Annotated in this window: 23 protein-coding genes; 8 read left to right on the top strand and 15 right to left on the bottom strand. The window is 35.0% G+C overall.

Annotated elements, in window-relative coordinates; genetic code table 11:
* Positions 1–102 precede the first annotated feature (102 nt).
* The 4 genes from LDP15_RS01185 to LDP15_RS01170 all read left to right on the top strand — a co-directional run bounded on the left by LDP15_RS01185 (position 103) and on the right by LDP15_RS01170 (position 3,451).
* Positions 103–1,092 (top strand): PTS sugar transporter subunit IIB, encoded by a 990-nt coding sequence (locus LDP15_RS01185; protein ID WP_003130898.1) that lies wholly within the window; start codon positions 103–105, stop codon positions 1,090–1,092.
* A gap of 78 nt (positions 1,093–1,170) precedes the next feature.
* Positions 1,171–1,983: a PTS mannose/fructose/sorbose transporter subunit IIC gene (locus LDP15_RS01180; RefSeq protein ID WP_015426886.1), complete on the top strand. Its 813-nt coding sequence runs from the start codon at positions 1,171–1,173 to the stop codon at positions 1,981–1,983.
* An 18-nt stretch (positions 1,984–2,001) separates the two neighbouring features.
* Complete coding sequence (locus LDP15_RS01175; protein ID WP_015426887.1) at positions 2,002–2,925, top strand: PTS system mannose/fructose/sorbose family transporter subunit IID; 924 nt, start codon at positions 2,002–2,004, stop codon at positions 2,923–2,925.
* A gap of 142 nt (positions 2,926–3,067) precedes the next feature.
* On the top strand, positions 3,068–3,451 hold the full coding sequence (locus LDP15_RS01170) for a DUF956 family protein (protein WP_003130895.1): 384 nt from the start codon (positions 3,068–3,070) through the stop codon (positions 3,449–3,451).
* Positions 3,452–3,475: 24 nt separating this feature from the next.
* On the opposite strand, the gene LDP15_RS01165 is transcribed toward LDP15_RS01170, so the two are convergent.
* The gene (locus tag LDP15_RS01165; RefSeq protein WP_225513416.1) at positions 3,476–4,171 is read right to left on the bottom strand and encodes a YitT family protein; all 696 of its coding nucleotides are present in this window, start codon (positions 4,169–4,171) and stop codon (positions 3,476–3,478) included.
* Positions 4,172–4,331: 160 nt separating this feature from the next.
* Between LDP15_RS01165 and LDP15_RS01160 the strand changes: the two genes are divergently transcribed.
* A complete protein-coding gene (locus LDP15_RS01160; protein WP_021722151.1) occupies positions 4,332–4,691 on the top strand; it encodes a DUF956 family protein in 360 nt (119 codons plus the stop codon).
* 383 nt (positions 4,692–5,074) lie between these two features.
* The gene (gene serS / locus LDP15_RS01155) at positions 5,075–6,346 is read left to right on the top strand and encodes a serine--tRNA ligase (protein WP_015426889.1); all 1,272 of its coding nucleotides are present in this window, start codon (positions 5,075–5,077) and stop codon (positions 6,344–6,346) included.
* A gap of 155 nt (positions 6,347–6,501) precedes the next feature.
* Here serS and LDP15_RS01150 read toward each other — a convergent pair whose 3' ends face one another.
* The 7 genes from LDP15_RS01150 to LDP15_RS01120 are packed head-to-tail and all read right to left on the bottom strand — an operon-like array spanning position 6,502 to position 12,061.
* A complete protein-coding gene (locus tag LDP15_RS01150; protein ID WP_015426890.1) occupies positions 6,502–7,179 on the bottom strand; it encodes an N-acetyltransferase in 678 nt (225 codons plus the stop codon).
* Positions 7,166–8,350, bottom strand: coding sequence for an MFS transporter (locus tag LDP15_RS01145; RefSeq protein WP_136122482.1), 1,185 nt, complete (start codon positions 8,348–8,350; stop codon positions 7,166–7,168). Before LDP15_RS01145 ends, LDP15_RS01150 begins: the two co-directional genes overlap by 14 nt.
* 37 nt (positions 8,351–8,387) lie before the next feature.
* Positions 8,388–9,110, bottom strand: coding sequence for an ABC transporter permease (locus LDP15_RS01140; RefSeq protein WP_015426892.1), 723 nt, complete (start codon positions 9,108–9,110; stop codon positions 8,388–8,390).
* Entirely contained in the window at positions 9,103–9,963 is an 861-nt protein-coding gene (locus tag LDP15_RS01135) for an ABC transporter ATP-binding protein (RefSeq protein WP_015426893.1), read from the bottom strand. The genes LDP15_RS01140 and LDP15_RS01135 overlap by 8 nt, the downstream gene beginning before the upstream one ends.
* Positions 9,960–11,225, bottom strand: a complete 1,266-nt coding sequence (locus LDP15_RS01130; RefSeq protein WP_042230553.1) for a radical SAM/SPASM domain-containing protein — start codon at positions 11,223–11,225, stop codon at positions 9,960–9,962. The genes LDP15_RS01135 and LDP15_RS01130 overlap by 4 nt, the downstream gene beginning before the upstream one ends.
* A complete protein-coding gene (locus LDP15_RS01125; protein WP_042230555.1) occupies positions 11,222–11,815 on the bottom strand; it encodes a hypothetical protein in 594 nt (197 codons plus the stop codon). The genes LDP15_RS01130 and LDP15_RS01125 overlap by 4 nt, the downstream gene beginning before the upstream one ends.
* 54 nt (positions 11,816–11,869) lie before the next feature.
* Positions 11,870–12,061 (bottom strand): hypothetical protein, encoded by a 192-nt coding sequence (locus LDP15_RS01120; protein ID WP_136122481.1) that lies wholly within the window; start codon positions 12,059–12,061, stop codon positions 11,870–11,872.
* A gap of 374 nt (positions 12,062–12,435) precedes the next feature.
* Here LDP15_RS01120 and LDP15_RS01115 point away from each other — a divergent pair, with 374 nt between their 5' ends.
* Positions 12,436–13,410 (top strand): S66 peptidase family protein, encoded by a 975-nt coding sequence (locus tag LDP15_RS01115; RefSeq protein ID WP_015426895.1) that lies wholly within the window; start codon positions 12,436–12,438, stop codon positions 13,408–13,410.
* A gap of 21 nt (positions 13,411–13,431) precedes the next feature.
* Positions 13,432–14,001 carry a histidine phosphatase family protein gene (locus LDP15_RS01110; RefSeq protein ID WP_015426896.1) on the top strand — a complete coding sequence of 190 codons (570 nt, stop codon included), beginning with the start codon at positions 13,432–13,434 and terminating at the stop codon, positions 13,999–14,001.
* 94 nt (positions 14,002–14,095) lie between these two features.
* On the opposite strand, the gene phoU is transcribed toward LDP15_RS01110, so the two are convergent.
* From phoU to LDP15_RS01075, 7 genes are all read right to left on the bottom strand, one after another.
* Positions 14,096–14,749, bottom strand: a complete 654-nt coding sequence (gene phoU / locus LDP15_RS01105; protein WP_003130887.1) for a phosphate signaling complex protein PhoU — start codon at positions 14,747–14,749, stop codon at positions 14,096–14,098.
* A gap of 162 nt (positions 14,750–14,911) precedes the next feature.
* The gene (gene pstB, locus LDP15_RS01100; protein WP_003130886.1) at positions 14,912–15,673 is read right to left on the bottom strand and encodes a phosphate ABC transporter ATP-binding protein PstB; all 762 of its coding nucleotides are present in this window, start codon (positions 15,671–15,673) and stop codon (positions 14,912–14,914) included.
* A gap of 165 nt (positions 15,674–15,838) precedes the next feature.
* The gene (pstB, locus tag LDP15_RS01095; protein ID WP_003130885.1) at positions 15,839–16,648 is read right to left on the bottom strand and encodes a phosphate ABC transporter ATP-binding protein PstB; all 810 of its coding nucleotides are present in this window, start codon (positions 16,646–16,648) and stop codon (positions 15,839–15,841) included.
* Positions 16,649–16,681: 33 nt separating this feature from the next.
* Positions 16,682–17,575 (bottom strand): phosphate ABC transporter permease PstA, encoded by an 894-nt coding sequence (gene pstA, locus LDP15_RS01090; RefSeq protein ID WP_015426897.1) that lies wholly within the window; start codon positions 17,573–17,575, stop codon positions 16,682–16,684.
* Positions 17,575–18,498 (bottom strand): phosphate ABC transporter permease subunit PstC, encoded by a 924-nt coding sequence (pstC, locus tag LDP15_RS01085; protein ID WP_015426898.1) that lies wholly within the window; start codon positions 18,496–18,498, stop codon positions 17,575–17,577. The genes pstA and pstC overlap by 1 nt, the downstream gene beginning before the upstream one ends.
* Positions 18,499–18,618: 120 nt before the next feature.
* A complete protein-coding gene (locus tag LDP15_RS01080) occupies positions 18,619–19,470 on the bottom strand; it encodes a phosphate ABC transporter substrate-binding protein (protein ID WP_015426899.1) in 852 nt (283 codons plus the stop codon).
* A 346-nt stretch (positions 19,471–19,816) separates the two neighbouring features.
* Entirely contained in the window at positions 19,817–20,713 is an 897-nt protein-coding gene (locus LDP15_RS01075) for a phosphate ABC transporter substrate-binding protein (RefSeq protein WP_015426900.1), read from the bottom strand.
* Positions 20,714–20,866: the final 153 nt, after the last annotated feature.

Below are 20,866 nucleotides of genomic sequence, written 5' to 3'. Positions count from 1 at the left end.
AAGTGTAATATTTTTATGAAAACATTTGCAAATATTGATTTGAAGTAGTATAATAACTAAGTAATAATTTTTATTATAATCTTATATAGGAGGTTACTCACATTGAGTATCGGAATTGTTATTGCGAGCCATGGTGAATTCGCCGCAGGCATCAAACAATCTGGTTCTATGATTTTCGGAGAGCAAGAAAAAGTACAAGTTGTTACTTTTATGCCTAGCGAAGGACCAACTGATTTGCATGCTAAAATCGAAGCTGCCATCGCAACATTTGATGCTGAAGATGAAGTACTTGTCCTTGCTGACTTATGGAGCGGTTCTCCATTTAATCAAGCAAGTGCAGTGATGGGTGAAAATCCAGAGCGCAAGATTGCTATCATCACAGGCCTCAACCTGCCTATGCTTATCCAAGCCTACACAGAACGCATGATGGATGCGTCTGCCGGGGTGGATAAAGTCGTAGCAAATATTATGAAAGAAGCCAAAGGCGGTATTAAAGTACTACCTGAAGAACTTCAACCTGCTGAAGAAACTGCTGTTGCAGCTGCTCCGGCTGCTGTTCAAGGTGCGATTCCTGAAGGAACAGTCATCGGTGATGGTAAAATTAAAATTAACCTCGCTCGTATTGACTCACGTTTGCTTCACGGACAAGTTGCAACTGCTTGGACTCCAGACTCAAGAGCAAACCGCATCATCGTCGTTTCTGACACCGTTTCTAAAGATGAACTTCGTAAGAAACTCATTGAACAAGCGGCTCCAACTGGTGTAAAAGCTAACGTTATACCAATTAAGAAAATGATTGAAGTTGCTAAAGACCCACGTTTTGGTGACACTAAAGCCCTTCTTCTTTTCGAAACTCCACAAGACGCTCTTGCAACAATCGAAGGTGGCGTACCAATTGAAACATTGAACGTTGGTTCTATGGCTCACTCAACTGGTAAAACAATGCTCAACAAAGTTCTTTCTATGGACAAAGATGACGTTGCTACTTTTGAAAAATTGCGTGACCTCGGAGTTAAATTCGACGTACGTAAAGTTCCAGCTGACTCTAAATCTGACCTCTTTGGTTTGATTAACAAAGCTGACGTACAATAATCAGAATAAGCTCGTCTGATATTCTGATTACTAAAATTGAATATTAGGCAGCCAAATAATTAAGGAGATATAAAAAACATGGAATACGGTGTTTTATCTGTAATCTTGGTCATTGTTGTTGCCTTCCTTGCTGGTCTTGAAGGTATCCTTGACCAATGGCAATTCCACCAACCAATTATCGCCTGCTCGCTCATCGGTATTGTTACCGGTCATGCTTCTGCAGGGATTATCCTCGGTGGTTCACTTCAATTGATCGCTCTTGGTTGGGCTAACGTTGGTGCCGCTGTCGCACCCGATGCTGCCCTTGCCTCTGTCGCATCATCTATCTTGATGGTTCAATCAAATAACTTTGACTTGACTCACATCATGGGTACTATCGTTCCTGCTGCTATCTTGCTTGCAACTGCTGGTCTTGTATTGACTACTCTTGTACGTATGCTTTCAGTTGTGCTCGTTCACCAAGCTGACCGTGCTGCTGAAAATGGTTCATACTCAGGTGTTGAAATGTGGCACTTCATCGCGCTTATCTGTCAAGGTTTGCGTATTGCTATCCCTGCTGGACTTCTTTTGGTTATCTCACCAGATGCTATCCAAAAAGCTCTTGCTGCTATTCCTCCAGTTATCTCTGGCGGTCTTGCTGTCGGTGGTGGGATGGTTGTTGCCGTTGGTTATGCAATGGTTATCAACCTTATGGCTACTCGTGAAGTATGGCCATTCTTCTTCCTTGGTTTCGCTCTCGCACCAATCTCTGAATTAACATTGATTGCAACTGGTGTCCTCGGTGTTGTTATTGCTATCGTTTACCTTAACCTCCAAGCTTCTGGTGGTTCTGGAAATGGTACTGCATCTTCATCAGGTGACCCAATTGGCGACATCTTGAACGACTACTAAGAAAGGAGGATCTAAAAAATGTCTGAAAATAAAGTAACTCTTGATAAGAAAATCCGTCGTAGCGTTATGTGGCGTTCAATGTTCCTCCAAGGTTCTTGGAACTACGAACGTATGCAAAATGGTGGTTGGGCTTACTCGCTCATTCCAGCATTGAAAAAACTCTACCCTTCTGGCGAAGAAGCTAAAGAAGCTTTGAAACGTCACTTGGAATTCTTTAATACTCACCCATACGTTGCCGCTCCTATCATCGGTGTAACTCTTGCCCTTGAAGAAGAACGTGCTAACGGTGCTGATATCGATGATGCCGCTATTCAAGGGGTTAAAGTTGGTATGATGGGTCCTCTTGCCGGTATCGGTGACCCTGTCTTCTGGTTTACAGTACGTCCTATCGTTGGTGCGATTGCAGCTTCATTGGCTACTGGTGGATCAATTATCGCTCCACTCTTCTTCTTCATCGTGTGGAACGCTATCCGTATCGCTTTCTTGTGGTACACTCAAGAATTTGGTTATAAATCAGGTTCTGCAATCACTAAAGACCTTGGTGGAGGACTTCTCCAAACTGTTACTAAAGGTGCATCTATCCTTGGTATGTTCGTCCTTGGTGTATTGATTCAACGTTGGGTAACAATTAACTTTAATGGTCCTAACGCCGTTGTTTCAAAAATTCCTTTACAAAAAGGTGCTTATGTAGAATTCCCTAAAGGTTCTGTATCTGGTACACAACTTCATGATATTCTTGGTCAAGTTGGTAACAAACTTTCTCTTGATCCTACAAAAGTAACTTACCTTCAAGATAACTTGAATCAATTGATTCCTGGTCTTGCTGGTTTGCTTATCACATTCCTTTGCATGTGGTTGCTTAAGAAAAAAGTTTCTCCAATCGTTATTATCTTTGGTCTCTTCGTCGTGGGTATCCTCGGTCGTTGGGCTCAAATCATGTAATCGATTTGGTATAAAAAAATCAGTCTTTGGATTGGTTTTTTTATTTTATTTTTCTCTAATAAATTGAAGTATTTAAGGCAAGTAAAGCGTTTTTATGGTATAATGGTTTTTAGATTATTAATCTAGGAAATGGAGAGAATCTGTGGCTCAATCACTAAATACTAAGGCTGATTATTCAACAGAAGGAATTGCTTATTTAGGTTTTGCTGAATATGGAAAAATTCTGATTGGTGATGTTGCTTTTGAGTTTTATAATGACCGAAATGTTGAAAAAAATATGACTTTTCCTTGGACGGCAGTGGCTCGTGTTGAGGGTGATGTTTCAAAATCCCTCAAAGGTGAGGTAAAAGTTGGTCGACAATTTTCAATCGTTTTACAAAATGGCTCTAAGGTTCGATTCTCATCGAAAAACTCAGGAACTGTTTTAAAATGGATTCGTCATTATTTAGGAAACGATAAAGTGGTTAAATCCCCTAGTTTCCTCGGAACTTTTAAAAATGCTTTTAAGAGAAAGAAGAAAAAATAAAAATCCCAATCTGGGATTTTTTTGTTAGTTAGAGCAAGAACATTCATTAGTTGTGCAAGAACAGTTTGACTCATTTTTTATTAATCCAACTTTTTGTAAAATTTGTTGGCGGTATGAGGGTCGTCCGATGAAACGTGTGACTTTACTGAAGATGTAACAAGATAAGAGTGTGACAAAAAAATTTGGAAGGGCAAGATAAGTCACGACTGCTAATAGCATAACTACAATATCAATACCAAAGAGCGTTTTATCTATTGGCACTTTCCACTTGTTTTCAAAAAGTCTCGCAAGTAGAATAGAGCCGCCAAATGTTCCTTGTGATAGAACAACTAAACCTGCACCAATTCCTGAGAGAATTCCGTCTATAATTCCCACAGTAATCAATGAGTCCATTTGAAAACCAGTAATTCCTATTGCTTCATAAATCATCATCCATCCGCTCATGGCCAGCGCTCCAGGAATGGTCAGTAACAATTCCCGCTGCTCAAGTAGTTTCCAACTCAAAAGAAAGAGTGGAATATTGACTGCAAAAAAAGTCAAAGCTGGATTCATTCCGAAAACAAAGTGAATAAATACCGAAAAGCCTGCGATTCCATTGCTAGCCATCGCGTTAGGAACGACAAAAAGTTGAATAGAGAGAATATAAAGGCCTACACCAACTAATAGTATGAATAGATCTCTGAGAAATAGTCTATCAATTTTTACTCCGATTAAAGTCATTTTACCTCCTTTATTAGTTTTTTCTTATAATCTAATGATAACATTTTTATATTTATTCTTTAAACCATATCCCTCGTTGGGCCTATTTTTATTATCTTCTTTAGTTCTTGATATAATATAGATATGTTATAATACAGGTATAAACGAAATGAGGACGATTTTGGCAACTAATAATTCTGAAATTTTTTATGAAACAAAAGGAACAGCCTATTTAGGTGTGGTTGAAAATGGAAAAATTATCTTGGGTGATGCTGGTTTTGAATTTGAATATAAAAATCCACGCCGAGGACAAAATATTTTCTTTACTTGGTCAAGTATTAAAAGCGCCGAAGTTGATGTTTCAATCAGTGGAAAACTTGGTCAGCAGTTTTCTTTGATTTTAGACACTCAAGCTAAGGTACGATTTTCTTCTAAGGATTCCGGTTCTATTTTGAAAAAAGTTGCTGAATATGTGGGTAAAGAAAATATTGTCAGAGCACCTAGTTTGCTTGACCCTTTCCGTCGCGCTTTCAAAAAGTAATGATTGATTTTAAAATGATGATTTTAAAAATTTTTGACAAAGTAATTCACAAAATGGTAAAATAAATCTAGAAATGGGTCTTATTAAATTTTTTTAGAGAGCTTGTGGTGCTGAAAACAAGTAAAATGAAATAATGACTTTCTACTTCTGTTAATTTTCTCATGAAAATGAGAACGTCTGCTTACGTTACAAGCGACTTGAGTTCTATTTTTACTGACAGCTTGAATATCAGTTTTCGTCAGTAAATAAATAGATAATTTAGGTGGAACCGTGCGATTACCGCGCCCTAATTCTTTTTGAATTTGGGCGCTTTTTTTCTACTGACAGAACTTTTTCTAAAATATTCTTGTCAGTAAGTTTTATATAAAAATAAAGGAGAGCTTATGCTTGATATTAAAAAAATTCGTGCTGATTTTGACGGTGTTGCTGCAAAATTAGCCACTCGTGGTGTTGAAAAAGAGAAACTTGAAAAACTTCATGACTTAGACATTAAACGTCGTGAACTCATTGTAAAATCTGAGGCTTTGAAAGCTGAACGTAATAGCGTTTCTGATGAAATTTCTCAAGTAAAACGTGCAAAAGGTGATGCCAGCGCACAAATTGCTGCAATGCAAAAAGTTTCTGCTGAAATCAAAGCCATTGATACTGAACTTACTGAAATCGAAGAAAACTTGAATGAAATCATTATCATGTTGCCAAATCTTCCTCATGAAAGTACACCAATTGGTGCTGATGAAGATGATAATGTTGAGGTTCGTCGTGTTGGTCAAACTCCAACTTTCAATTTTGAACCTAAAGCTCACTGGGATTTGGGTGAAGATTTAGGAATTTTGGATTGGGAACGTGGTGGTAAAGTCACTGGTTCACGTTTCCTTTTCTACAAAGGTGCTGGCGCAAGACTTGAACGTGCACTTTATAACTTCATGCTTGATGAGCACGGTAAAGAAGGTTATACTGAAATGATTACTCCTTATATGGTTAATCAAGAATCAATGTTTGGAACGGGTCAATATCCTAAATTTAAAGAAGACACTTTTGAATTGAAAGATGACCGTGGTTTTGTTTTAATTCCAACTGCTGAAGTTCCTTTGACTAACTACTATCGTGGGGAAATTTTGGATGGCGCAGAATTGCCAATCAAATTCACAGCAATGAGTCCTTCTTTCCGTTCTGAAGCTGGTTCTGCTGGTCGTGATACGCGTGGTTTGATTCGTTTGCACCAATTCCATAAAGTTGAAATGGTTAAATTTGCTAAACCTGACCAATCTTATGATGAACTTGAAAAAATGACAGCAAACGCTGAAAATATTCTGCAAAAATTGGGGCTTGCTTACCGTGTTGTGGCTTTGTCAACTGGTGACATGGGATTCTCTGCTGCTAAAACTTATGATTTAGAAGTTTGGATTCCTGCACAAAATACTTACCGTGAAATTTCTTCATGTTCAAACTGTGAAGATTTCCAAGCCCGTCGTGCCCAAATTCGTTATCGTGACGAAGAGGGTAAAGTTCAACTTGTTCACACTTTGAATGGTTCTGGACTTGCTGTTGGACGTACTGTGGCTGCTATTCTTGAAAATTATCAAAATGAAGATGGTTCAATCACTGTTCCTGAAGTCCTTCGTCCTTATATGGGTGGACTTGAAGTGATTAAATAATTAAAAAATCTACTGACAGAAATTTTTTGGACTTGTTAGTAGATTTTTTTGTTGAAGATTACTAATGGGACTACTAGGATATTCGTAATGTACTAAAGTACAAACGAATATCCTATGACAAAATTTCTGTCAGTAATCTTGTGATTCAACTATTGCTAATAAAAATTCTTAAGTTTGAAATAATAGTATTTATCTAAAACTTTGAACCCCTGAGAGAAATATAAATTATTAGCAGAAATATTTTCACGCCAAGTTTGAATAAAGACTTGATGTGTTTGACTACTACTACCTTTATCTAATAAGGAACTAAAGAACTGCTTAGCGTACCCTTTATTTCTAAATGGAGGATAAATTTCAAAATCGTAAATTCCAATGATATCATCTAAAAATACTAGACAAATTTTCCCTATCCTATCACTTCCCCAACAAATCGTATAAGGAACAATAGTTTTTGAAAATAATCTTTCTTGTGGAAATATGACCGCCCACTTTTTTTCTGAGGATATATACAAATTATCACTTTTTTTCATTAGAAAATCTAAAGCTTCTCTATTATAATTTGCGACATAGTTAATGTCTTCAGTCCACTCTTTAATAAAATTCGTATATGATACAATCTTCTCAGCAACTTTTAAAAATTGTAAATGGTGATTTTTCATTATTTTTATTATTTTTATCTCAGGAATTATTCTTTTCAATAATAAGAAATTAAAATCCTCTGTTTTAATCAGTTTATTTTTCACGATAATATAAGAATCAGTTTCAATAATTTCACAGCCTATAGAAGTTAGCCAAATTAACTCGTTTTTTAGGAACTTTTTATTCAGATTCATTATTTGCCTCTAAATCAATATTTCGATAAATTTTTGTCTGAGCTAGTATCAGGTAGGTCAGTAAAAATACAGTCGCTATTGCAGCTCCAAGTGGAATCAAACCAAAATGGCTAACTGCATTTCCAAGAATCATTCCAATAGGGGCTGCAATATAGACGACACAATCAATGACCCCAATAATCCGCCCACGAACGGAGGAATCAATAGAACTTACAAAATAGCTAAACAAGGGTTGAGTAAAGGTATCAAAAAATCCATAAAAAAGGAGAACAAGAAAGGTAACAAATATAAATTTATTAATCATTGGCAAAAAAATAAAACAAAAAGCTGAACCTAAAAGACCAATTTTCGTCATTTGTGAGACTTTTTTACTAAAGCGAATAATGACGATAGATGCCAAACTTTCGCCTATATTAGTGGAGGACTTTAATAATGATAAAAACAAGGGAGAAAGACTTTTTGTACTTTGTAACATGAAAAAAGGTAGGACATTTGGAATATATCCATAATCTAAATTTAAGAAAAATAGAAGAATCATGAAAATAATTATTTTCTTATCTGACAATATTTTTTCTTTAATAAACGAGAGAGGAAAAGTATTTTCTTTTTTCTTTATCTCCTGCTTTTTTTCATTAGGAATAAAGAAATAAGTCACAAATAGGGACAAAATAAATAGCAAGAACACTAAAAGATAAATATAATTGAGTCCAAGAAAAGTAATAATAAGACCTGCTAAAATATTATTTAAAACTGCTGTGACCTGTGTGGATAAAACGCTGATAGAGTCATATTTTATATATTCATTCGTTGATAGAGCTGAGGCAACAAGGGTAATGATTCCACGCTGGAATAAGGTACTAATTGCCGAAAAGATGAGATAAAAAATAATTCGAGCACTATCAAATTTTATGAAATAAACTCCAATAACAACCAAAATAAAACTGACAATACTTATCAATAATAATCTCTTTTTAGGATAGGAGTCAGCAATTACACCAGCTACAAGTGAAAAAATGGATTGAAGAATAAAAGATGAGCTTAAAACAAGAACAATGGTCTGAAGTTGCTCATGATTGGTAAAAATTCTCCAAAGAATATTCATCTGAAACAAAGTGCCAGCAAATGATACTAGTAGATTTATTCCAAGAAATAAAGACATTTTTTTATACATTGGTATGCTCCACGAAGTAGGATATGACGTTTCATTGTCAATATCTTGAATTGATTCCGTTCTTTTTTGCACGATTATAGACATAAGTAAAAGTTAATGTTCCTATAACCATATAGATAATCATTTGTAGAATAAGGAGTAGAAAAGTAGTCAATTCAAAGGGATTTTGGCTTACTTTTAAGCCAAGATTAATGGGTAAAACTTTGGTTAAGACAAGTAAAGCCGCTGGCAACTTGTCCAAAGAGATTAATGTTCCTGATGCAAAAAGTAGGAGATACTGAATAATTCCGACAAAAGAAGCGATTTTAGTAAACTTTAAGGTCAGTCCTGAGAATATCATGGAAAATCCAACAATTGCAAAAAAATTAATAACTAAAGCGGCTAAAGAAACCCACCTCAAATTTATATGAATCTGATAGAAAAAACAGACAATGACTGTCGCAATCATTATTCTAATAAAATTAAAAATTCCCCAAACAATTGATTTAATAAATAAAATGTGAATCAATCGGATGGGTTTTAAAATCAACTGTTCAAAGGTTCCTACCTGTTTTTCATAAGAAATCGATTCTGACGCAACAGTCAAAACGCCACTAAGTAAAAACCAAAAAGCATAGCCAATATAGTTTGAACTTGTAAAATGCTGTCCGAGAATCATAAAAACAGATAAAAGAATAACCATCATCACTAAACTTGAGATGAAATCTGGATAAAAGACTAAAGTTTCTCTTAATTCTCGTTTGAATTCTGCTCTAAACATTTTGCTCTCCTTTATAATAATCAATTAAAATTTCTTCAATTGAGCGGTTATGTTTTTCGTAAGAGAGAATTTTTTCACCCTCTTTTATTAAATTTTTTAGCTTTTCTTCTGCCAACTTTTCATCTATAAGTTGATAGCTGTCAGTATTTGTTTTAATAAGATAATAGACAAGAGAATTTTCTTGAATAAAAGCTTCATATTTTCCTAAAAATGAAATTTCCCCTTTGTTCAATAAGAGAACTCTATCGGCAAGGGCTTTGATTACATCGGTTTGATGTGTGGTTAGGATAATTGTTTTATTATGTTCTTTTGACATTTTCTTGACCATATCCAGTAAGTCACGATTGGCTTTAAAATCCAGTCCCAAAGTCGGCTCATCTAAGAACAAAATTTTTGCATCATTGAGTAAGCTACAAATAATAGATAATTTTTGTTTCATTCCTCTTGAAAAGTTAAAAAGTCGTTTATTCGCTGCTTCTTTCAGGTCAAATTGTTCTAAAAGTTGTAAGATTTCTTGCTTTTTGATTTTTCGTTTGTAAAGTGCTGCGAAATATTCGATATTTTCAATCGCTGTTAGATAACCATAAGTATTTTCTGCATTTTCTAGGACCGCTGAGGTCATTTCATAAATTTTTTGACCATAAGTGTCGATAGATTTCCCGTAGTAATCGATTTCTCCGGAATCCTGTGCAAGAATACGGAGCAACATCTTAATCAATGTCGTTTTTCCTGCACCATTTTTTCCTAAGATAATAAAAATTTCTCCTTCATTGACAGAAAAAGAGATGTCTTTGATAATCGGATTATCTTCAAATGATTTTGAGAGATGAGTAACTTTTATGACTTCTTTCATGATTTTACCTCAAAAATTTCTTTTATTATCATTAGTCCATTATTTTTAAAATCAGTTTTTGGACACTTAAAATCATCATGACTTCTTTTATAATAACAGCCACCATCACAGTTTGGAAGAAATGTACAACTAGCACAAGTATCATAAGCATATCCTATATTCTGAGCTTGAGAACGGATAATTTCAAACATTGCAGAACCATAATCATTGATGTGAGCTTGTCTAAACTCATTCATACCAACAGCTTCTATACAAGAAAACAGAAAGCCATCAGCGCCTATAATGTAACAATTTGTCTGTTTCATCATACAAGCTAAATTTATTTCTCGACCGTAAGGTTTGAATTTATAACCTCTGTGAATGGCTAGTTTATGAGCTTGATACCAAAAAGAGTCATTATCTTCAATCGTTTTGTCAAATTTTCCACTTGCTGTACTTATAACCTTACTAAAAACCAATGGATATTTTATTTCCTTCTCCTCTAAAACATCTAGTAATTCTGTCACGTGGTTTTTATTGTCGTCATTCAAATTGGAGTTTAGTTTAATTTTAATTTCTGGAAATTTTTCTTGAATTCTTTTTAAATTTCTAATGATAGTTGAAAATGACCCCATCCCACTTTCATAGACTCTATATTTATCATGGTCTTTTTGGGCACCATCAAGAGTAATAAAATAATCATTCAAACCTAATTGTAATAACTCCTCAATTTTTTTCATGTTTCCAAAGGTTCCATTGGATACTACGCTAAAGTAAAAAGACTTATTGAGTTTATTACAAGCTGCCATAATTCTAATCATTTTGTCGGTATGTAATGTTGGTTCTCCACCAATAAAATTTAGATAAATATATTCAGGATTTTTGTCTAAAACTATTTTTCTAATGAAATCTATAACATCTTTCTCCGTTTTATCGTTCATAACAACTTTTTCTGCTATCACATTTTGGTAGCAATAACTGCATTTTAAGTTGCAATCATAATTTAAATGCACAATAATGTCTAAATTTGCTGTTGAATAAGTAAACATATTTCTCACAGGGGTTAGTAATTGACCGTTTTCATCGTAATCGTCAGCAACTATAAAATATTTCTGAATTAATTCTTTTTTTAAGTGACTTGGTAAAGAATTTTCAGCAACTGCTTTGTAAAATGTTTTCTTTGATAGAGTGTCGAAAATAATATGCTGTTTTGTAACTTGATGGTACAGCAAAAGCGATGAATCATTTAATTCAATCATATTCACGTATTTATTGACTTTCATTTATTTTTCTCCACTATATTTTCTATAATCGAATGAAATTGGGCATCAAATTGCTCCTCCGCATCATAATAAACTTTGACTTTATTATCCATTAGTGATTTCCAGTTTTTATCCTCAAGTTTATATTTCATAAAACAATAATCTGGTAAAAACAAAACTGCACTAATACTTCGCAATTCGTTTTGACTTATCACCAAATTATTATTTAGTTCAATGAACTTGTTATCTCTATTTATATAAATTGATTCTCCGACTTTTACCAAGATAATTTGTTCACTTATTTTTTGGCTTATTAGTTGAAAATCTTGAATATTACTAAGAGACAATATTAGGGCGAGAGTTTTAGGATATTGACTAATATTATCAATAACTTCATCAAGTTCTTTACTCTTAATTGTTAAAAATAACCTATTCCCATAGAGTGAAGACAAAAATAGATATTTTAGATAAATTTTTTCATCTATTTCTTCGTCAAATTTTATTCCATTAACATATAATTGATACTCCTCAGTTTTAAGAACAACTTTATGAGTTAATAAATTGATATATCTCTCTTCTTTTTCGTAGGCTAAAAGTGATAATTTTTCCATACTATTTTCCTTAACTCGAAAATATGGGGTCATGAATAACATGACCCCATTAAATCAGGCTACTTCTTCGGTACGTACAAGGCTATCTCCTGGACTTGGAGTATCTTTATTATTTTGAGTTTTCGCACAACAAGTAACATTGAATTTAACAGTATCTGTAAGTGATTCTTCAGCAGAACTGCTCTTGATAGAAAATGTTTTTTCTTCCATGATAATTTTACCTTTCAAAATGATTATATTTATCAATCAAAATTATTATTTCAACTAACAACTTCATTATAGCACTCTAAAAATTTTGTGAAAAAGTTTTGGAATATATGCCAAAAGGCTATTACTTTGCTAGAAATCCTTTAACTATAACGCATTTTCAGTTTTTTTATTTTCTTATATTATAGACAGTTCTTACCTAATTTCTTTAGTTACTGTTTTTATAAAAAATAAATTTATTTTTCTTTTGTCATATATTCCAAAAGTTAATCGAACATAAAAAAATACTGACAGAATTTCTGTCAGTAACTTTCAAAATATAATCCTAAATTAAAATCTTTAAATATTTTTGATGACAATGATGTCAGTAAATGCTATAATTAGTTCAATTTACTGACGGAGGGCTTTGATGAATGAATAAAATATTTCCTAAAAAATTACAAAAGGGGGATGAAATCCGTGTGATTTCACCTAGTTCTTCTTTGACTCGGACTGGAAAATTTGAAGATAAATTAAAAGCAAAAGCTCGTCTTGAAGCACTTGGTTATCAGGTTACTTTTGGTCAGCATATTTTAGAAAATGATTTGCTTGAATCAAGTTCGATTAATTCACGACTTTCAGATTTCCATGCAGCATTTTCAGACCCTAATGTTAAAGCTGTTTTATGTACCATTGGTGGCTTTAACTCTAATGAACTTCTTCCTTATATTGATTGGAACATTGTAAAAAATAATCCTAAAATTTTCTGTGGATTTTCTGATATCACTGTTCTTCACCAAGCTATTTTCGCTAAAACTGGCTTGGTCACTTACTATGGTCCAGGTTATATCGCCTTTTTAATGGATGAATTACAAGACTTTCAAACTGATTCTTGGCAAAATGCAGTCGCTGGTCAGTCAAATTATTCTTTAAATGCCAGCGATTTTTACACGAGTGATGCTTGGTACGACCCCACTCAAGCTCGTCATCTTCTGCCTGCTGCCTGGAAAATATATAACCATGGCAAAGCGACAGGGGAAATTATTGGCGGAAATCTAAATACCTTGATGCTTGTGACAGGAACCAGTGCTCAGGTCAAATCCAATCAACCAATTGCTTTTTTAGAAAATGCTGAAGGTGAAGATTTTTATGATTGGGACCGAGAATTAGCTCATTTTTTACAAGTTTATCCTAACATTTCTGCTTTAGTCATTGGTCGTTTTCCTAAGGAAGAGGGGATGACCGAGGAAATTTTACACTTTATTTTAGATAAATATCCTCATTTAAAAACAATTCCAGTCGTCTATGATGTCGATTTTGGACATACTCAACCGATTTTTACTTTTCCTCTGGGAGGGCAAGCAGAAATTTCCACACAGCCTTTAAAAATTGAAATCTTAGAAGGCTAGAACATCAAAAAGGAGAGTCACATGACTGAAGTTTATTTTATTCGACATTCTCTTAGAGATAATGCAGCCTATGACGATATGGATGTTCCGCTGACTGCCGAGGGTGAAAAACGCGCACTTATCTTGGCTGATGCTTTTGCAAATGTATCAATCGAGCAAATTTTTTCCAGTCCATTTCAACGTTCTATTCGTACCCTGAATCCTCTTGCTCACTCTAAAAATCTTGAAATTCAACTCATTTCTGATTTGAGAGAAAGAAATGTTGGCCATGAAATAGCTGATTTTTGGCCCTTTGCTAAGCGACAATGGAATGATTTTGATTATAAATTTTCTGACGGAGAATCCTTACGTGAAGTTCAAAATCGTAATATTTCAGCCCTTGAACAGATTTTAACAACTTCTAAAAATCAAAAAGTTGCAATCGGAACACATGGTACTTCTCTTTCTACCATTTTAAATTTTTATCAACCAGACTTTCAGTTTCAAGATTTTCAATCTTTAGCTGGAAAGATGCCCTATGTCATCAAAATGGACTTTGCTGAAAATAAATATCTGACCCACCAAGTCATTGAAATTGATTATGAGCAATAAAAAAAGTTACTGATAGAACTGCCAGGATATTCGTAATGTACTAAAGTACAAACGACTATCCTATGACAGCAATTCTTGTCAGTAACTTTTTATTTTACAGTTCAATAATGTTTCCAGAATTCAAGTAAACAATCCACTCACAGAGATTGACCGCATAACCGGTAATTCGTTCTAAGTAAACCAGTGTCAACAAGTATTCTTTACCTGTTGTTACTGTTTCAGAGTTTTCTTTCATTCCGTCAAGAATTTTTTCTTGAATTTCATGACTCATACTTTTGATGACATATTGTTGTTCAGCAATTTCATGAGCCCGTTTATCATTGCCTTGAATATAAGCATTGAGTGAAGCATCAACGATAGATTTAACTTTTTCACCGAGTAAGCTAATATCTTCTTCAACCACGTGAATTCTTTCTTCACCTTTAAGTGAAATGGTTGCCTTAGCAATAGATGCAACGTGGTCACCCATTCTCTCAAGGTCAGATGATGCTTTTAGAACGGTGATGATTGTTCTTAAATCGCTAGAAACCGGTTGTTGAAGTGCAATCATTTCTAATGATTGATTTTCAAGACTTTTTTCTTGGTCATTAATGGCATGGTCGCCTTCAATGACTTGTTCAGCCAAATCACGATCATGGCTAACAAAGGCACGAACGGCCTTATTCAATTGAGCAGAAACTTGCGTGCCCATTGAGTAAAATTGATTATGAAGTTTATTAAGATCTTCTTCAAATTGTGTACGCAACATAATTACCCCTCTTTGTTTTTATAGTAATGTTATTATGATACATTCATTTAAATCAATGCTATTTCGCTTTCTTTAATGAATGCTAATGAAATATCTCGCTTCGCCTTTTGGCTAGACGGTCCATTCCATTTTAAAGTCAGCATCAAAGGCTGTCAGTAAAATTTATCCAAATTTACCAGAAATATAATCAGAAGTTTCTTGTTTTTCTGGATTTAAGAAAATACTTTTCGTATCATTATACTCAATCAGATTTCCGTCTAACATAAAGGCGGTACGGTCTGAAATTCGTGATGCTTGTTGCATACTATGTGTAACAATCGCGATTGTATAATCTTTTTTAAGTTCAAGCATGGTTTCTTCGACACGAGCCGCTGAAATTGGGTCAAGGGCTGATGTTGGTTCGTCCATTAGGATAATTTCAGGATTGACAGCAAGGACACGTGCAATACAAACCCTTTGTTGTTGCCCACCTGAAAGTCCAAGTGCTGAACTGTGCAAAATATCCTTAACTTCATCCCAAATATTTGCTGCTTTGAGTGAATTTTCCACCACTTCATCAAGAAGTGCTTTATCTTTCACTCCTTTTAAACGCAATCCATAAACCACATTTTCATAAATTGAAAATGGAAAGGGATTGGGTTGTTGGAAAACCATGCCAATTTCTTTACGTAAATCAACAGTATCAACTTTAGGACTGTAAATATTTTTACCTTTATAATCAATGGCTCCAGTAATTGTTACTGTCGGAATCAAATCATTCATTCGATTGATTGAACGTAAAAGCGTTGATTTTCCACATCCTGAGGGACCAATGAGCGCTGTAATTTCATTCTTATAGAATGTCATGTTTATCGTATTCAACGCTTTTTTCTTGCTGTAATAAAGCGATAAGTCGCTGACGGTTAAAACTGCTTCTTTTTCCATATTTTACCTTTTTATAAGTTACTGATAGAACTACTAGCACATTCGTAATGTACTAAAGTACAAACGACTGTCCTATGACGGACAAGTTTTTCGACAAATCAAGAATCCGTCAGTAGTTTTTTTACTGACAAAAATTCCGTCAGTAATTTTAAACTTTATTTTCTCTTAACCAAAGTGACCAGAAACATAATCTTCTGTTGATTGCAAACTAGGTTGAGTAAAAATTGTGCTTGTTTTATCATACTCAATCAAATCTCCTGAATAGAAGAAAGCTGTATTGTCAGAGGCCCGAGAAGCCTGAGCCATATTGTGAGTCACAATGATAATCGTATAATTTTCTTTAAGTTCCATCATTGTTTCTTCAATTTGCATTGTTGAAATTGGGTCAAGAGCTGACGCTGGTTCATCCATCAAAATAATTTCTGGTTTTACTGACAATGCTCTTGCAATACATAAGCGCTGTGCTTGTCCACCGGACATGGCAAGTGCGGATTGATTAAGATTATCTTTTACTTGATCCCACAAAGCAGCTTGCTTCAATGAAGTTTCAACAATCTCATCCAGTTTTTTTCTGTCTCTCACGCCATCACGACGATGAATGAAGGCAATATTTTCATAAATTGATTTTGGAAATGGATTAGGTCTTTGGAAAACCATCCCAATTTGCTTACGAACTTCAAAAACATTCACTTTATTTTCGTTAATATTGACCCCTTCATAATTGATTTCGCCAGTCACCCGAGCGCCATCAATCGTGTCATTCATGCGATTCAAAGCACGTAAATAGGTTGATTTACCAGAACCTGAAGGGCCAATAAGTGCTGTGATTTCATTTTTAGGAAAAGACATTGTCACGCCATGGATTGCTTCTTTTGTTCCGTTATAGAAAACACGCAAATCATTTGTTGATAATGCAATTTCTTCTTTCTCAGGCACCATAATTTTGCGCTGAGACCAGTCATATGTTGTTGCCATAATTATTCTTTCTCTATAAAATCTTTGATTTTCTTAGTTAGAAGATGTTAACTTCTTGTGAATTCGATTTCCAAGGAAACGTGCCCCCAAGTTAAAGAGGAGAACAAAGATAATCAATACTGCTGAAGCTCCTGCAGAAATTTGTTGCGCTGTTGAAATCGTTCCTTCGGTATTAAGTGCCCAGATATGAACAGCCAAAGTTTCAGCTGGTCTGAAAAGTGAGAGTGGCGAAGTCAAGCTCATCGGATTCCAGTTTGCCCAGTTAATTGGGAGGTTCGTTTGTCCAGCAGTGTAAATCAGTGCCGCAGCTTCACCAAAGACACGTCCTGAAGATAAGATAACCCCAGTAATGATTCCGGGCACAGCAGCTGGTAAAATGACTTGTGTTGCCGTTTCCCAACGTGACATTCCGAGTGCCAAACCACCTTCACGTTGTGAAGTTGGAATTGCTCGAAGTGATTCTTCAACATTCCGAGTCATCAATGGTAAGTTGAACACAGTTAGTGCCAAGGCACCTGATAGAACTGAGAAACCAAGACCAAATTGTAATACGAAAATTAACATCCCGAAAAGTCCAACAACGATTGAAGGAAGTGAAGATAAAACTTCAATAGCTGAGCGAACAACACCAGTTAACCAATGTTTTTGATTCGCATATTCAGACAGATAAATTCCTGCGCCAAGTGATAAAGGAACAGAAATAATCAAAGTGACAATCAAAAGATAAACAGAGTTAAAAAGTTGGACTGCAATCCCACCACCTGTCAATGGATTTGATGCGGTGATGATAAATTTAGGGTCTTTAAAGAGAACTGGCAAACCTTTAATTAAAATATAAGCCAGTAAAAAAGCGAGGATAAGAACAATGATGCCAGAAAGGACGTAAAGGACACCAGTGGCAATCTTGTCAGAGCGTTTAGCGTTCATTATTTAAGACTTCCTTTCTTAGCAATAGCACGCATTGCGAGGTTGAAAAAGAGTGACATAATCAAAAGAAGTAAGGCAAGTGACCAAAGTGCATTCAATTGAATACCAGGTGTTGCATTTGGAATTCCTGATGTCAAGATTGAAGTCAAGGTTGAAGCTGGTGAAATCAAATCTTTTGGCATGGTAACGGCATTACCAACAACCATTTGAATAGCAAGAGCTTCACCAAAAGCACGCGCCATTCCAAAGATAACAGCGGTCAAAATCCCTGGTGTTGCGGCTCTTAGAAGAACACGCCAAATTGTTTGCCAACGCGTTGCACCAAGTCCGAGTGACGCTTCTTTATAATAAGAAGGGACAGCTTTCATAGCATCCACAGTCATTGAGGTTACAGTTGGTAAAATCATGACAAAGAGTACAAACACACCTGACAAGAGACCCAAACCAGTTCCACCAAAAACATTACGAATGGCTGGAACAACAACAGTCAAACCAATGAAGCCATAAACAACTGAAGGAATACCAACAAGGAGTTCAATGACAGGTTGCAAAATTTTCTTACCATATTTTGGTGAAATTTCTGTCATATAAATTCCCGCACCAATCGCAAATGGAGTGGCAACAAGGGCTGAAAGTACAGTAACAATCAATGACCCCGTAAACATCGGCAATGCGCCAACTGCGGGTTTACCGTCAGGGCCAAGATTACCCGGTGACCAATTTGTTCCAAAAAGGAAACGGAAAGGATTAACACCATCTGAATAGAAAGTTGACAGACCTTTTTGAGCAACAAAGACAAGAATTGCACCTACAACGAAGACAATAAGGGCAATACATAAGAAAGTTAAACTCTTACCAAATTTTTCAAGTCTTGAATTTTTATTGCTTGAAAGCAATTTTTCTTTGATTTTTGAATTTTCCATAGGGACCTAACTATTTTTGTTAATTTGCATCTATCTGATTAATGCAAATGAAGTTATTGATTAAACTTATTTTGACTAATTTTTTTACTGACGGAGGATAAGTTTAATTTCCATCAGTAATTATTTAATTTTTTCAACATTTCCTTTAGCATCACGGTCAACCTTCATTTCAGAAACACGGATATAACCAAGCTGCTCTAGGGTTTTCTTATCATTTTTAACGTATTCGATAAATTTATTTTCGATTGTGTTCTTACGAGATTTGTTGGTGTACATATGCTCATATGACCAAATTTTCCATGCATTAGTTTTTACATTGTCATAATTTGGCGCAACACCATCAACATTAACCGCCTTTACACCAGGTTTATTGGTGTAACTGAAAGCAACATATGAAATAGCCCCTGGCGTTTGCCCAACTAATTGAACAACAGAACCTGAAGCATCTTGGGTTGGACCATTCACTTCTGTGGCACCATTCAACGCATATTTATCAAAATTTACTCGCGTTCCTGAACCAGCAGTACGACCAATGACCGTTATTTTTTGGTCTTGACCTCCTACTTCTTTCCAGTTGGTAATTTTACCAGTGAAAATATCAATCAGTTCTTGTTGAGTCAAATTTGAAACTTTTAACTTTTTGTTGATAATTGGTGCAAAACCAATGACAGCAACTTTATGGTCAATAATTTTATCAACTGCTATTCCTGATTTTTCTTCAGCGAAAATATCAGAATTCCCAATCTGGAAAGAACCAGCCGCAACCTGAGCCAATCCGACACCAGAACCACCACCTTGAACCATAATAATTTCATCAGGATTTTGCTTCATATATGCCATAGAAGCATGTTCAACCATGGGTTGCAAGGCAGTTGAGCCACCCGCTGTGACCTGTTTATTTCCAGAACCACAAGCTGCCAATGCAAATAAACTCACACTGGCCATCAAAGCAATAAAAATTTTCTTCTTCATAGCTTAATTATACCATAATGGCCTATCAATGAGCGGTTGATGATAGCGTTCTTATGTAAATGTTTTGTAAATAATACGGGAAAATGCCCAACTCTGAAAAAGAGTGAGCAATTTCCTGTCTTTTAGGGAAAGAATTATGAAGAAAAATTTAAAGATAGTCTTTCATCAGTTCATCCTGTTTATGTTCACTGATAAAATTTTTATAAAAAAGGAGTCAAACTTTTAAATTTTAATTTATGAAGAAGAAAATTTTTATTGCTTTGAATCCTATGGTTATAAACTAATTTATTAATTGTTAAATTTACTGACAGACATAAATTATTTTGAAATTGACTTACTGTCAGTGTTATTTTTTAGTGATATTTCCGTCAGCGTCACGTTCAACTTTCATGTCACTGATTGGAATGTATCCCAATTTTTTGATGTCTTTTTTGTTTTCTGCCACATATTTAATGAAAGCTTTATCTGCTGCAGTTTCTTTCTTAGTATTGGTGTACATATGTTCGTAAGACCAAACTTTGTAGTCATTAGTTACGACATTTGCTTCTGTTGGCTCAACACCATCAATTGAAATATCTTTGATGTCTTTACTTGTATCAACATAAGAAAGTGCCACATATGAAATCGCTCCTGGTGTTTGACCAACCATTTGAACAACTGAACCTGAAGCATCTTGTGTTGGGCCTTTAACCTCTGTTGCTCCACCAAGTGCGAATTTATCAAAGTTTACGCGAGTTCCAGAACCCTCAGTCCGTCCGATAACCGTAATTTTTTGGTCTGAACCACCCACATCTTTCCAGTTTGTTACCTTACCTGTGAAGACATCTTGCAATTGTTGAGAAGTTAAGTTTTTAACATCAATTTTTGCGTTAACAATCGGTGCAAAACCAACAACTGCTACTTTATGGTCAGTAATTGCAGAAGCATCAATTCCTGATTTTTCTTCAGCAAAAATATCAGAGTTCCCAATCTGGAAAGAACCAGCTGCAACTTGTGTCAAACCAACACCAGAACCACCACCTTGCACAGTCACTTGAACACCAGTATTTTTTGCCATAAATTCTGTTGACGATTGTTGTGCTAATGGTTGAAGAGCAGTTGAGCCTCCAGCAATAATTTTTCCTGACAGAGCTTTGTCAGAAGAACTTGAGCTACTTGATGATGAGCCGTTTGATGAACCACAAGCTGCCAAAGTTAACAATGCACCAGCAGTAATAAGACCAACAAGAATTTTCTTTTTCATGAGAAGTTTCTCCAATTAATTTCTAAATAAGTTGTTAAGCGTTTTTGCTTACAAAACTATTCTATCATCGAAAGAAGGCACTGGGTGTAAACACTTAGTAAATACAAGGTAAATGGATTGTAAACGATATTTTTATCTTGAAAACTTTTTTAC

This window comes from Lactococcus sp. SK2-659 (genome assembly GCF_020218185.2).
GTDB classification, from domain to species: domain Bacteria; phylum Bacillota; class Bacilli; order Lactobacillales; family Streptococcaceae; genus Lactococcus; species Lactococcus lactis.
Note: the sequence above shows the minus strand (reverse complement) of the source record. Positions and strands in the feature narration are given on the sequence as shown.